Source organism: Paenibacillus sp. M-152, assembly GCF_003856555.1.
GTDB classification, from domain to species: domain Bacteria; phylum Bacillota; class Bacilli; order Paenibacillales; family Paenibacillaceae; genus Paenibacillus; species Paenibacillus polymyxa_C.
This window is the reverse complement of sequence record NZ_CP034141.1, coordinates 4,803,305-4,817,956: the sequence shown is the minus strand read 5'-3', so window position 1 is coordinate 4,817,956 and position 14,652 is coordinate 4,803,305. Positions and strand designations below refer to the sequence as shown.

Here is a 14,652-nt window from a genome sequence, read left to right as displayed (position 1 = left end):
CTGAGCTTTACCGTTTAAGCGCGTCTCCTAGCACTTTTTCGCCGTTCATCATACCGTAGTCTACTATATTGATAACACTTACCTTAATGCCTTTAGGTTCATATTTTGCCTTGAAATCATCCTCCAGGTAACCGACTTGTGGTCCGATCAGCAGTACATCCGTCTTGTCGGCATATTCTTTAAACGAACTTTCGGAAGTAGCCCTGATTTCAACCTCAAGGTTTTGCGCTTGTGCGGCCTTTTGCATTTTCTGTACCAACATACTTGTAGACATTCCTGCAGCACATACCAGTGTAATTTGTTTCATCCGTTGTTCCCTCCGTTGGAAGTGTGATTTGTGATTTCTTCATAGCGATTCAATCTGTTGTAAAGCTCAATCATATGTCCAGCCAGATCTTTAGTTGTGATGGCTGACATAAGATGATCTTGAGCATGTACCATAAGCAGTGTGACTTCGTGGACGGTTCCGCCAGCTTCCTGTTGAATCAGCCTCGTTTGTGATTTATGCGCTTTAACCAACTCGGCTTTGCTTTCTTCAAGCCGCTTTGCCGCCAACTGTGTGTTACCTTTTTGAGCAAGAGCGATCGCGTCCATCGCTTTACTCTTGGCAACACCTGAGTTGGTGATAATTCCCATAATGATTTCTTGATACTCCTCCATCTCGTTCACCTCATGCTTTTTTCTCTTTAACTTACAGATTCAGTGTATAGGTTTGCTGCCGAGATCTAAACCCAAGTCTTTTCCGCCAGTAACGGAAATTCATTCATTGCTACTACGCTTTCATTTTAAAAAGCTCCGAAGCAGCACCCGCTCTGTGAATATCAGCTAGATGCACTGCGAAGCTTGGTTCAATACAGCTTATATTTAACGATAATCCTGGAGAATTCCTCGTACGTTTCGCATTTTAACATCTGCTGGACGATATCAGAATTGTCGACCAGTTCCATGAGATGGTTATACATTTTAGACGGTGGCTCTTTACCGTTTCTTTCAATGCTGAGGAGACAGATGAACTGCACTGGTTTGTCGCCCCACTCGATAGGTTGTTGAAGGGTACAGACCGCCCATACGGTTTGATTGCTTTGCGGAATGATAGGGTGAGGAACGGCTACCAAATTTCCGTAAGCCGTGGGTGCAGCCTGTTCTCGTTCCAGAACGAGTCCTATAAAACCTTCTGCAGAGCGGATCAGCCCTTCAGCATATATTTTTTGGCCCAGAAAAGAGATGACCTCTTCCTTGGTGGTAAAATTTTGTCTCAGAAATACGAGTTCCTCCCGAATGTAGTGAAAATCAAACTCGGCTTCACCAGCCAGCAAACCCCCAATTTTATCCATATCGCTGCCGCCAAGAAGTGTCTGCACGACCACGACCGGAACCGATAATGGCAGCTGAATGGGAATGGTGCTCACCACAAAGTCAATGTCATGGAGGGGGACCTGCTGAAGCTTGTAATATTCCGTTGTACCCGCCACTTCAAGCGAGCTGCCAAAAGTGCTTTGCAGTTTGTACTTGAGCAGCCGGGCGCTTCCAACTCCTGAAGTGCAGACGACCAGACAGCGTTTTGGCCGGGTGTTCATACGCTGTCGTTCGATGGCTGCTCCGATGTGAATGGCGAGATAGCCCATCTCCGCTTCCGGGATCGCAATATTCAGCTTGCTCTCGACCAGCTTGGCACCAATGACTCCCGCTTGAAAAGCCAGAGAGTAGTTGCTCTTGACATGCTCCAGCATGGGGTTTCGGATGTTCATCCCATACTTTACCCGGTTCAGCGCCGGCTTCAGATGAAGGCAGATGCCTATGAGCAGTTCCGTATCACGGCTGATGTTCAGATTCAAATCCCTGTCGATCTCGGCGAGCATTTCCTTGCCCAATTCATAGATGTTCCAGTCCAGCAGCTTCTCGGGTCCCATGTCCTCTATTTGTTGTCCTTCAATTCCGACAAACCACTTGTTTCCGGCAAGATGCATGGCAATGTAGGCGATTTCATCTTCGGGAAAAGACAACTGCAATTCCTTTTCGATCAGCCCGACAATATGCTCGGCAGCCCGAAATTCGTCGGTGCCCCGCAGATCTCCTATTTCCGTCGAGAGCATAGCTACCTGGTTTCCGTCACGAATACGCTTGCAGGCGATTGCAATATGAATAGATAAATTGCTGAACGCGATATCGGAGAGCGTTACTTCATATTTCTGAGTTTGTTCCAGAACGATTCCGCAAATCAGCGTCATTTCGTGCGGGGTGACGATGCGCAGCGCTGCATGAAGTGTTCCGCCTTGTTCTTCGGAACGACTTACAATAAACTCGGACAAGCAAAACCGAAGCTGAACTTCATCACCCTTCAGTTTGACACCGTAATTTGGCCGTTTGTCAATGGTGATTCCGTAGCCTTGTAGGGTTTGTTTGACCTCTTTGAAATCATTCTGCACCGTAGACTTGCTTATATATAGCTCATCTGCGAGGTCTTCCAGCTTCACATAATGATCAGCGAGCAGGAGACGCTTGATTAAATACAATTGCCGGTAGCCGGGAGAACCTGGATCATCGGGCTCGCCGGACAGGAACAACTGTTGTAGCAGCACACGAAAGCTACGATGATCCGTAATTTTTAGTTCATATCCCCTTGAACGAACAGGTTCAATTGCTGCCCCGTGCTTGGATAGAAATTCATCCAGTTCCCGGATATCGCTGCGGATGGTACGTGAAGTAACCTGAATCAATTTGGCGAGATAATCACTTTTGACAGGAGCATCGGCAGCCAGCAAGTGCTGAAGAATTGAAACCATGCGTGCATTCATTCAAGGTTTCCCCCTTTCTGTAAAATGGAATACAAGCAGTGTACATAAAAAACCTCCGATTATCCAAGTGTAACACCTGTAAAATAACCGGAAGCTTGTAGTAAGCTCAAAAGTAAATGAGGAAGATTCAATCAACAGTTAGCGGAAGAAGATGGTGTAAGCGGTTGGTCTGAACGTATTACCATCTGCACAGCATTTTGCCAACCTGTATAAAGCCGCTGGCGCCTGACTTCATCCATACTAGGAGTATAGTGCTCATATAGATTCTGATCAGAGGTGTTTCCCGTGACGATGCTTTTAGAATCTGACCAGTATCCGACTCCAAGACCGCCCAGATACACAGAGCCCATTGCAGACAGCTCGGCACAGGTAGAGCGGGTAACATGGGTACCCAAAATATCTGCCTGAAACTGCATGAGCCAGCTGTTAGATGAGGCCCCGCCATCTGTACGTAAACTAGTAAGGGGTACACCGGATTGTTCACGTATAAATTCTACCGCATCTCTCACTTGATACCCGATACTCTCCAGCGCTGCGCGCACAATATGTGCTTTGCCGTTTCCACGGGTCATACCCACAATTGCAGCACGTGCAGAGGGATTCCAGTAGGGAGCACCTAAACCAACAAAAGCAGGGATCAGATATACGCCCTCATTGTCCTGCAATTCGGTGATCATGGATTGCATTTCCTCAAATGACGAGAATAATCCTAAATTATCCCTTGTCCATTTTATACTGTCTCCGGTCGTACGTATAACGGCTTCCAATGCATAAGTAATCTTTCCTGAAGCCCCCCAGGCAATCGTTGTGACCAGGCCGTCACCGCCCTGCACGGGTTGCGAACCAATATTCATAAGTACAGATGTTCCAGTCCCATATGTCGCTTTGGCGTCGCCAGTCTCGAAGCAACGGTGTCCGTACAGTGCACCCTGTGAATCTCCGATTATGCCTGATATAGCTACTTGTTCGGCCCATAATTCCGCTTCCTGTGTATAGCCATACAAGGCATCGGATGCTTTTACCTCAGGGAGTATGGAGGAAGGCACACCAAATATACTGCACAAATCCATATCCCAAGCCAGCGTGTGAATGTTAAAAAGGGAAGTACGGCTGGCGTTGCTGTAATCGGTTGCATGTATTTGACCGCCTGTAAGTTTCCATAGCAGCCAGCTGTCAATGGTCCCCGCAAGTAGTTTACCTTCAGCAAGCAATTGGGAGGCATGAGGTACATGTTCCAAAATCCAATTGAACTTGGCGGCAGAGAAATAAGGATCGAGCATTAGACCTGTCTTGGAGCGTATAACATCTTCATAGCCAGTATTCTTCAAGCGTGTGCAGACCTCTGCCGTTCGCTGGCACTGCCATACAATGGCATTATAGATAGGCAAGCCAGTAGAACGGTCCCAGATCAGAGCCGTTTCTCGCTGATTCGTAATCGTTACTGCGGCCAGCGAGGAGGGAGAAAGTCCGGCTTTCTCCAGTACGCCTTTCGCAGCAATAAGCACATTGTGATATATCTCAAGCGGGTCATGTTCAACCCAGCCCGGCTGTGGGTAATATGGTTTGTGCTCCAAAAAATAACGGGTAATCACATCGCCCTGCTGATTGACCAGCAGAGTTTTGGTTCCAGAAGTGCTTTGATCGATCGCCAGAATATAGGTCTCGATATTCATTACAGCTACAGCTCCTTACTTGTTCATCAATTCGAGCACAATCTTGCTGATATTGTCAGAGGTAAGTCCATAATGTTCAAAGACTTCAGCTGTTTTGCCGGCAATCGCCGGTTCATCCGGTATGCCCAGCACTTTCATAGGAACCGGTTGATGTTGAACCACCACTTCTGCTACGGCAGCACCCAAGCCTCCGAATACACTATGCTCCTCCACGGTGACAATACCTCTCGTTTCCCGGGCTGCGGCGATGATCGCTTCCTCATCAAGTGGCTTGATGGTGTGCATATTGAGAACACGAGCTTTCACACCCATCTGCTGGAGCAACTCAGCCGCATCCAGAATGATACGGACGGTCTCACCAGCGCCAATCAGAGTAATGTCTGATCCTTCTCGCAAGGTGACAGCTTTTCCAATCTCAAATGGATAATCATCGGACGGATAGATATCCTCAACAGCATTACGTCCGATCCGTACATATGCGCCTCCTTCATGCTGAACCAGCGCTTCGGTCATTTTCTTGGTTTCATGACGATCGGCGGGGAGTAAAACCATCAAACCAGGAATCGCTCTGGCCACAGCAATATCTTGGACAGAGTGATGAGACATCCCCAGTGCGCCGTAGCTAACACCACCGCTTATCCCAATCAGTTTTACATTGGTTCCGGAATAAGCTACATCTACCTTGATTTGCTCAATACTACGCATACTCAGGAAGCAGGCAGGAGAGGTGACGAACGGCTTTTTACCGCTGTGTGCGAGTCCGGCAGACATACCGACGATATTTTGCTCGGCAATGCCTACTTCCACAAATTGTTCCGGATAGGCATCGGCAAAGGGGGCCATAGCAGCAGAGCCGCGAGAATCACTAGCCAACACCATAATATCCCGATCCTCTTTGGCAAGACTAAGCAACGTTTCACAGATGACCTGACGATTAGGGATTTTGTTCATTGTTTATCTCACCTGTCCTTCCCCGGATAATTCGTCTATTTCTTGCGTTAGTTCCGCCAGTGCGCGTTCAAGTTCATCATCACTTGGAATACGATGGTGCCAGCCTGGAACACCCTCGGCAAAGGATACTCCTTTTCCCTTGATCGTGTTTGCCAGCACCAACGTTGGTTTGCCTTCAATTTCGGGGACATTGCGGAATGTATGGATCAATTCCTCCATGCTGTTGCCATCAATGGAGATAACATTCCAGCCGAAGGCGGCCCACTTCTCCTCCAGCGGCTCAAGTCCCATAACCTCCTCGGTTGTACCGCTGATTTGCAGGCCGTTGCGGTCAATGATGCCGACAAGATTATCCAGTTTGTAATGGGCACCTGCCATAGCGGCTTCCCAATTGGAGCCTTCAGCTTGCTCTCCGTCACCCATTAGACAGAATACACGGTAGGATCGCCCGTCACGCTTGGCAGCCAGTGCCATGCCGACGGAGATGGGGAGGCCATGGCCCAATGCGCCTGTATTCATCTCAACACCGGGAACCTTATTGTTCGGATGCCCAATCAGACGGGTACCGAATTGGCTATAGGTTTCCAGTTCTTCTTTAGGGAAGAAACCAAGGTCTGCCAGAATACACCATAAAGATTCGACGGAATGTCCTTTGCTGGCAATAAAGCGGTCGCGTTCTTCCCATTTAGGATTAGCGATATCAATATTCATGATTTCGTAGTATAGGGCGGTGAGTATATCCGTATTGCTCAGTGAGCCTCCTGTATGTCCTGTTTTGGCACGATGAATAATGGTGAGCAGGTCCTTACGGATTTGTGCGGCTTTGATTTTCAAGTCTAGGATTTCCATAGTGTCCTCCTGAAAAAATATAGTTAAACCAGAATACCCGACTTGGTGACAGCGAGATCGGAACCGCGCAACCAGCGTTGGATTTCCTGTTCGGTAGGATCTACCGGATCTGCCTTAACGCCTGGAAGGTAATTGCAGGCCTCGTACAGAGCTGGGATGACGTTAGCGTGAATGCCAACAGAGTGATGGACGTAAGGACCTTTGACGAGCTTTTCTTCCCATAACGGCCAGTCGTTGACTTCTACCCAGACATACGAGCCGCGGGTATAAGGTCCCTCAATTCCTTTAGCTTTGCCGAGGAAAATGGAATAATCTCCATGATCACCATCAAAACGAGCGATGGTCATGCCGCCGCCTTTGATTTGTCCTTCATGTGTGCCTGGTGCGTGATCATCGAACAGGAAGTGCTTGCGCAGTTTGGGTTTGTTCTCAATAGACATGGAGACTGGAAAGTTCCCGCAGTGGAATAAAAGTTCTCCATTGTCATTCTCAGGGTGACGTACTGTAATATCAGCAAAAAAGGTTGGCAGTTCGTTCATCGCAGCCGCTTGCACCATAACCGAAGTAATAGCTCCGTGAATATCGGTTTCGCAGGTGACCGGAATTTGTTCATCTGTCAAAATAGCATTTGCCAGACAAGGCATAATTCCCATAGCTTCCTGGAGGGAGGACCAGCATTGGATGGCGATAGCTGTACTTCCCGTTTCGATAGCGTAGGATTTCATGGCTACTTTAAGTGCAGCGATACGTCTGATATCTTCTTCGGTGACTTCACTGTAGTCCAGCTTTTCTTTGATATAATCAATCGCTTCTGAAAGCTCAGCACTGCTTCCGGAGGCAATTTTCTTTGAACGGAGCTGAATATCTACTAGTGTGATTGGATGAATTTCAATACCGAATCGCTCCAACAGTTCCCCTTCATTGCAAATCATGGTCCAAAAGGAAGCAGGACGAGGGCCTATCTGAAGAATCCGTAAACTCTTGAACTGTCGTACTACATTGGCAGCCGAGATAAAGTTGTTAAAGCCTCGTTCAAATACCGGATCAGCTACACGACTGTTTGTGATATAGGTAAAAGGGACATTAAAGCGGCGAAGCACTTTTCCGCTGGCGAACAATCCACACTGGGTATCCCGCAATCTCATCCCGTCGGCTAGAGGAGCCTCATCACGTGGACCCCACAATAGAACCGGCTTGCCAATCGCCTTGCCCACACGGGCAACCGTATCCTCGGTACCAAAATTGCAGTGGGGGAAGAAAACAGCGTCCACTTCCTCTTCCTTGAAACGTTTGATAATCAAGTCAGCGTTAATATGATCGTCATACAGCAAACCTTCTTCATTAAGTCCTTCCAAATCCACGATGTCCATGTTCATTCCGAAGCTCTCGATTTGTTTGCGAATGGCAACTTTGTAGCGGAATGCATCCTCAGCACTGAAGGTGAATCGTCGAGTAGGCGCATACCCCAGTTTCAGCTTTTTCATGAATAACTCTCCTTGTACTAGAAGTAAACAAATTGAAATCACACTAAACAAAACTAAACTATGGTGTACAAATTATATAAAGTTTTATTTTCGAAGTCATCGTATCATCTCTATAAACCGCTGTCAATTAGTCTGTTTATAAAAATTTAGGTGTTTAGTTTAGTTATTTTTCGAAAATAAACTAAACAAATGCATTTAATTTAGAGTGAATAACGTATGTATCATATCTATTAAATTTGACAGGCTCCTAAATCTTTGTTAGAGTTTCAATCAAATATGAATAACCTTTTCATGGGATGTTACCGATAGGGCATAACCTGAACTGGCTTGTTTACACTGCAAGTGTAATCAGGCTGGTTTGGGTTTTTTTATTACTCATCACCCTTTCTGTATCCCTTTTATTACACATTTGGAAGGAGAACGTTTATGTCCAGTTATGTTTTTCCTAAAGACTTTTTATGGGGTGGTGCTCTTGCTGCCAACCAGGCTGAGGGGGCTTATTTAGAAGACGGTAAAGGGTTGAGTCTGGTGGATCTGCTGCCTACCGGAGAGAAGAGAAGAAGCATAATGAAAGGGAATGTTCCTTCGTTGACTCCACTTGAAAGCGAATTCTATCCTTCCCACGAAGCCATTGACTTCTATCATCACTATCGCGAGGATATTGCACTATTTGCGGAAATGGGATTCAAGGCACTGCGTGTTTCCATTGCCTGGGCTCGTATTTTTCCAACTGGAGAAGATGCTGTTCCCAATGAAGCGGGGCTGCAATTTTACGATGATTTATTTGACGAATTGCATAAACACGGTATTCAGCCGGTTGTGACCCTTGCTCATTTTGACGTACCAGTAGCTCTGATCGAAAAATATGGAAGCTGGCGCAGCCGGAAACTGGTAGGTTTGTTTGAAACCTATGCCAAAACTGTATTCACTCGTTACAAGGATAAAGTCAAATACTGGATGACGTTTAATGAGATTAACATGCTGCTTCATTTGCCGTTTCTCGGTGCAGGGCTTGTATTTCAAGAAGGTGAAAACGTTAAACAAATTCAGTACCAGGCTGCACATCATCAGCTTGTGGCAAGTGCGCTGGCGGTGAAAGCATGTCACGAGATCATTCCAGATGCAAAGATTGGCTGTATGCTTGCTGCTGGTAGCTTCTATCCGTATACATGTAATCCCGAAGATGTGTATCAGGGGATGGAAAAAGACCGCGAGTCCTACTTCTTCATTGATGTACAGTCACGCGGCGAATATCCTGGTTATGCGAAACGCTTCTTCAAGGATCATGGACTAAACATCGAGATGGAATCCGGCGACGCAGCCATTTTGAAAGATCATACCGTCGACTACATCGGATTTAGCTATTACTCGAGCCGGACAACCAGCACAGACCCGGAAGTTGTCAAAAACATGACCAGCGGGAATGTATTCGGCTCCGTGGCCAACCCATATTTGGACAAGTCAGAATGGGGCTGGACGATCGATCCAAAAGGATTCCGCATCACAGCCAACCAACTGCATGACCGCTACCAAAAGCCTTTATTCGTAGTGGAAAACGGTTTTGGGGCCAATGATGTGGTTTCGCCTGAAGGAGAAGTGAATGACGATTACCGAATCGACTATCTCAAGCGGCATATTGCCGAAATGGGCGAGGCTCTTCAAGACGGGGTCGAAATTATCGGTTACACTAGCTGGGGACCGATTGACATTGTCAGCGCATCCTCCGGAGAGATGAAAAAACGCTATGGTTATATTTATGTAGACCGTGATAACGAAGGCAACGGTTCGTTGAAGCGTATTAAAAAGAAAAGTTTCCACTGGTACAAAAACGTAATTCATTCCGACGGTGAAAATCTCGGCGAATAATCGTACCATAAGGAAATAGGATCGGACGTCCTGAATCAACGGGGATTTCCGATCCTCGTTACTTGATTGAAAGCGTTGACAATCGTTCCTTTTCGGGCTATACTTGACGCAATTCCATCATTTTTAGGATTGTTACTGCATAGCAGGCAAAACCTAAGCCACGAATAAGCGGATTTTACAGTCTAGTTTATTTGGCGTGCTTCGGTTTTTTTTGTTTGCAATAAAGTGGATGGAGCATGAGTGGCTCTTGCTGGCATAGGGAACGGGGGATCGAGATGAATATAGCAAAGGTCATCAACAACAATGTAATTAGTGTCTACCAGACAGACGGTACAGAACTCGTGGTCATGGGTCGAGGGATTGCTTTTAAGAAAAAGCCAGGAGACAAAGTAGACGAAACCAGGATTCAGAAGGTATTTGCGCTGAAAAACAAGCAGACATCCGATAACTTCAAAATGCTGCTGCGCGAGGTACCGATGGATTTGATCGTGATTGTGGAGGAAGTCATTAATGACGCCAAGCATAATCTGAACAGAAAGCTAAACGAAAATATTTATGTTTCTCTGACCGACCATATCAATTTTGCTATTGAAAGGTACCGGGAAGGACTGGAAATCAAAAACGCGTTATTGTGGGAAATCAAGCAGCTGTACAAAGAAGAATTCGCTATTGGTCTGAGAACGCTGGAACAAATCAAACAAAAGCTCGGTATTGAACTGCCTGTGGATGAAGCGGCTTATATTGCCCTTCACATCGTGAATGCTGAAATGAACGAGGAAGTCATTACGACCATGAGTATTACGAAGTTCATCCAGCAAATTATCAATATCGCCAAGTACCATTTTAAGGTGGATTTTGACGAGGATTCTTTGAGTTATTTCCGCTTTATTACGCATCTGAAATTTTTCGCCCAGCGTGTATTTAAGGGAAATCACTATGAAAATAACTATGATCATTTATATGACATGATTAAGGAAAAGCACAAGGAAGCAGCCGCTTGTACGGAGAAAATCGGAACCTTTGTAAAAAAAGAATACGGTCACGAATTGACGAACGAAGAAAAGCTGTATTTGACTGTGCATATTGAACGAGTGGTGAATAGATAAGTTAAACCTTTTATTCGAAAAAGGATCAAAATAAAAGGTTAAATGTTTTTGTTGACAAATATGGTAGTTTAATTATATTATGTGAGTAACAGGAATTTAATAAGTTTTAACTGGGATTGTTACTGGTTATGCAGGCAAAACCTAAGTCATGAAAAATTGCGGGACTCAAGTGCCCACCATTTTTCAAGGCTTAGGTTTTTTGTGTGCCTAAATATGGTAAAAAGCCCCTTAGAACATGGAGGTGTCCATCATGAGTTATGAAAAACTGGCTAAAGAAATTGTGCACCTGGTAGGCGGCGAAAAAAATGTAGTATCGCTCGTACACTGCGCCACACGCCTGCGTTTTGTGCTAAAAGATGAGGCAAAAGCAGACAAGGCAAAGCTGGAAAAAACCGATGGAATTATTACGGTCAAGCAGAGCGGTGGCCAGTTCCAGGTTGTGGTCGGTAACAAAGTACCAGAAGTATATAATGCCATCGGCCAAGTATCCAACATTTTGAATGAAACTGGAAAAGAAGAGAATTCAGCTAAAGGCAAGAAAGGGTTTGGCGCTGTAATCGACGTAATTTCCAGCATTTTTGCACCGTTGCTCGGAGTTATGGCGGGGTCCGGTATTTTGAAAGGTCTGCTGCTGATTGCGAGCAACCTTGGCTGGCTGGTTCCGAAAGACACTACCTATATGATTTTGTATGCTGCGGCCGACAGCTTGTTTTATTTCCTGCCGCTCTTGTTAGCGGTTACAACGGCACGGAAATTCGGAGGTAATATCTTCGTTGCTCTGACCATCGCCGGAGGGCTGCTTTACCCGACGATTGTCACGCTGAAAACAGAAGGTACAGCAACAGACTTTTTCGGTATTCCTATTGTGATGATGAGTTATTCATCTACCGTTATTCCGATTATTTTAGCCGTGATCGTCATGAGTAAGCTGGAAAAATGGTGCAATCGCGTGATCCATGAGAGCGTCAAAAACTTTATTACACCTTTAATTCTACTTGTAATTATGCTTCCTCTGACCCTGATGGTTTTTGGTCCAGTCGGGGTGTATGTGGGCAACGCAATCGCTACCGCGCTCGTTGCTGCGTTCAGCTTTAGTCCGCTGCTGGCTGGAGCAATTCTTGGTGCTTGCTGGCAGTTGCTCGTTATTTTCGGGGTTCACTGGGGTCTTGTACCTGTATTTATTAATAACATTGCTGTTAACGGCAGAGACGGTATTAAGCCTTCTGCTGCGGCTTCTATCTTTGCTCAAACCGGTGCAGCGTTTGGGGTTATGCTGAAAACGAAAAATAAAAAGCTGAAAACGCTAGCAGGTTCCGCTACGCTTACAGCGTTGTTCGGTATCACAGAGCCAGCGGTCTATGGGGTTACGCTACCGCTGAAACGTCCGTTTATTGCAGGTATTATCGGCGGTGCTGTCGGTGGTGCCATTATCGGCCAAGCTGGGACGCAGGCATTTGCCTCTGGCGCACCTGGATTGCTGACCTTGCCGATCTTTTACGGTCCTGGCGGACAAGGTTTCCCGGGATTGATTTTAGGGATTACTGTTTCATTTTTGATCTCAGCTATCTTGACTTATATTTTAGGCTTCGAAGATCCAGTTGAAGAGGAAGAAACCACTGACAATTCGACTAAAGAGTCGACTTCTACAGTTGTCGTTTCTAATGAGGAGGTATTAAGCCCGATTGAAGGAACTGTGGTCGCTCTAACGGAAGTTCCCGATCCTGCGTTTGCTTCAGAAGCTATGGGTAAAGGTATCGCCATCCAGCCGACAACAGGCAGAGTCGTAGCCCCGTTCGATGGAACCATTACGGTGGCGTTCAAGAAAAAGCATGCGTTGGCAGTGGTTTCGCATCAGGGCGCAGAAGTTCTAATTCACGTCGGAGTAGATACGGTTAAGCTGGACGGTAAACATTTTACTTCCTATATTAAAGAAGGCGATCAAGTTAAAGCGGGAGATCTGCTGCTCGAATTTGATGTTGAGCAAATCAAGGCAGAGGGTTATCCTACGATTACGCCGGTTATCATCACAAATTCTTCTGAATATACGGAAATTCTCCCAATCTCTCAAGGGCAGATAGCTGAGCAGGCACCGCTGTTGAAACTATCTAGTGCTCCAAATGTGCAAGAAGATATCGCCTGAATTTCTTAAAGACCAAGCTCTGACGATCCACTTTTTTGGGTCCTCAGAGCTTTTTTGTCGTCCTTTCAGGTAGCAGATAAGTCGATTTGTAATTGACAATATGTCAATTAAATTAGCTTGTACGGTTGTAAAAACTAATCTATAATTTCTTGTAAATATGAAAAAAATTTCTGAAAACATTAACTGAATATGAATTGATGGATCAGGGGGAAATGCAAGGAATGTTAGAGAAGTGGGCAGAGGCAGTAAATGGCGTCATTTGGAGCAATCCTGTGGTATATGTCTGTTTGAGCGTGGGGCTATTATTTTCAATTATGACTCGATTTCTGCAAATCAGACATTTCAAAGAGATGATTCGCCTTGTATTTAAAGGGAAAAGTTCTGAGGCAGGTGTATCCTCATTTCAGGCCTTTACGATGGCGTTATCAGGACGTGTAGGAACGGGGAATATTGCTGGGATTGCACTGGCAGTCGGTATGGGGGGACCCGGGGCAATATTTTGGATGTGGGTCATGGCTTTTATCGGATCGGCCACTGCGTTTGTTGAATCTACACTGGCTCAGATCTATAAGGTAAAGCGTGATGGTCAGTATCGAGGCGGCCCGGCCTTTTATATTGAAAAAGGGACAGGCTTAAAATGGTTTGCGGTTATTTTCGCAGTTGTAGCGTTGGTCGCTATGTGTTTACTGTTGCCGGGAACTCAATCGAATTCGATTGCGGTAGCTTTTCATAATTCGTTTGGTATGGATATGAAGGTTTCCGGGATAGTAGTTGTCGTGTTGCTGGCGCTTATCATATTTGGTGGTGTAAAAAGAATTGCCAATGTGGCACAGGTAGTCATACCCTTCATGGCACTTGGCTACATCCTTGTCTCTTTCTATATTATGGTGACGAACATTACTGCGCTTCCCGATGTATTTACTCTTATTTTTCGCAGTGCCTTCGGTATCGATTCAGTGTTCGGTGGTATAGCAGGGACAGCCATTGCCTGGGGGGTAAAACGAGGCATTTATTCGAATGAAGCGGGACAAGGTTCTGGTGCGCATCCGGCAGCAGCCGCAGAAGTGTCCCATCCAGCAAAACAGGGGCTGGTTCAAGCATTTTCCGTGTATGTAGATACTTTTTTAGTCTGTACGTCCACGGCTTTCATGGTCTTGTTTACAGGGATGTACAACGTGAAGGGACCGGGTGGGGGTTATATTGTGCAGCATCTCCCGGGTGTTGAAGAAGGAACACAATATACACAGGCTGCTATTGAATCGGTATTCCCGGGTTTCGGATCAAGCCTCTTGTCCATAACCTTGTTCTTTTTCGCCTTTACCACCATTATCGCCTATTATTACATCGCTGAAACCAATATGGCCTACCTGGTTGCCGACCGTAAAGCCAGATGGCCTATGTTCCTGTTAAAGTTGGTTATTCTGGGTTCGACCTTTTATGGAACGGTCGTCAAGGAATCTGCGTTGGCGTGGACACTGGGGGATATGGGGGTCGGTATTATGATGTGGGTGAATCTGATTGCTATGATCCTTTTGGCCAAGCCTGCGCTTCTCGTGCTTAAGGATTACGAGCGGCAACGGCGCCAAGGGCTAGACCCGGTATTTGACCCGAAGCAGGCGGGAATTTCAAATGCAGATTATTGGTCACAGGCATATCAGCATCCTTCAGATGAGACGAAGATTACGGTTGAACCCGGTAAGCTGCAAGCCTAAATAAGATAGAGAACTAAAATCAAAGGTGGCTCCGCGCGGAGTCACTTTTTTTCGTTATCTTGCTTTTACATTCCAG

The 14,652-nt window shown here is 46.0% G+C and carries 11 protein-coding genes; 4 read left to right on the top strand and 7 right to left on the bottom strand.

Annotation, left to right across the window (positions count from 1 at the left end):
• Positions 1-7: 7 nt before the first annotated feature.
• The 7 genes from EGM68_RS21085 to EGM68_RS21055 all read right to left on the bottom strand — a co-directional run bounded on the left by EGM68_RS21085 (position 8) and on the right by EGM68_RS21055 (position 7,752).
• Complete coding sequence (locus tag EGM68_RS21085) at positions 8-307, bottom strand: PTS sugar transporter subunit IIB (protein ID WP_129549959.1); 300 nt, start codon at positions 305-307, stop codon at positions 8-10.
• Complete coding sequence (locus EGM68_RS21080) at positions 304-660, bottom strand: PTS sugar transporter subunit IIA (RefSeq protein WP_064963492.1); 357 nt, start codon at positions 658-660, stop codon at positions 304-306. Before EGM68_RS21080 ends, EGM68_RS21085 begins: the two co-directional genes overlap by 4 nt.
• Positions 661-848: 188 nt before the next feature.
• Positions 849-2,795, bottom strand: coding sequence for a BglG family transcription antiterminator (locus tag EGM68_RS21075; RefSeq protein WP_129549958.1), 1,947 nt, complete (start codon positions 2,793-2,795; stop codon positions 849-851).
• Positions 2,796-2,926: 131 nt separating this feature from the next.
• Complete coding sequence (gene glpK / locus EGM68_RS21070) at positions 2,927-4,468, bottom strand: glycerol kinase GlpK (RefSeq protein WP_129549957.1); 1,542 nt, start codon at positions 4,466-4,468, stop codon at positions 2,927-2,929.
• Between the two features lie 15 nt (positions 4,469-4,483).
• A complete protein-coding gene (locus EGM68_RS21065; protein WP_013372965.1) occupies positions 4,484-5,419 on the bottom strand; it encodes a transketolase family protein in 936 nt (311 codons plus the stop codon).
• 3 nt (positions 5,420-5,422) lie between these two features.
• On the bottom strand, positions 5,423-6,268 hold the full coding sequence (locus EGM68_RS21060) for a transketolase (RefSeq protein ID WP_013372964.1): 846 nt from the start codon (positions 6,266-6,268) through the stop codon (positions 5,423-5,425).
• A 23-nt stretch (positions 6,269-6,291) separates the two neighbouring features.
• Positions 6,292-7,752, bottom strand: coding sequence for an L-fucose/L-arabinose isomerase family protein (locus EGM68_RS21055; protein ID WP_058830369.1), 1,461 nt, complete (start codon positions 7,750-7,752; stop codon positions 6,292-6,294).
• Between the two features lie 426 nt (positions 7,753-8,178).
• Here EGM68_RS21055 and EGM68_RS21050 point away from each other — a divergent pair, with 426 nt between their 5' ends.
• From EGM68_RS21050 to EGM68_RS21035, 4 genes are all read left to right on the top strand, one after another.
• Entirely contained in the window at positions 8,179-9,618 is a 1,440-nt protein-coding gene (locus EGM68_RS21050; protein WP_025674191.1) for a 6-phospho-beta-glucosidase, read from the top strand.
• 275 nt (positions 9,619-9,893) lie between these two features.
• Positions 9,894-10,724, top strand: a complete 831-nt coding sequence (gene licT / locus EGM68_RS21045; RefSeq protein ID WP_013372961.1) for a BglG family transcription antiterminator LicT — start codon at positions 9,894-9,896, stop codon at positions 10,722-10,724.
• 250 nt (positions 10,725-10,974) lie between these two features.
• The gene (locus EGM68_RS21040; RefSeq protein WP_013372960.1) at positions 10,975-12,864 is read left to right on the top strand and encodes a beta-glucoside-specific PTS transporter subunit IIABC; all 1,890 of its coding nucleotides are present in this window, start codon (positions 10,975-10,977) and stop codon (positions 12,862-12,864) included.
• 221 nt (positions 12,865-13,085) lie between these two features.
• Positions 13,086-14,576, top strand: a complete 1,491-nt coding sequence (locus tag EGM68_RS21035) for an alanine/glycine:cation symporter family protein (protein ID WP_013372959.1) — start codon at positions 13,086-13,088, stop codon at positions 14,574-14,576.
• The last annotated feature ends 76 nt before the right edge of the window (positions 14,577-14,652 follow it).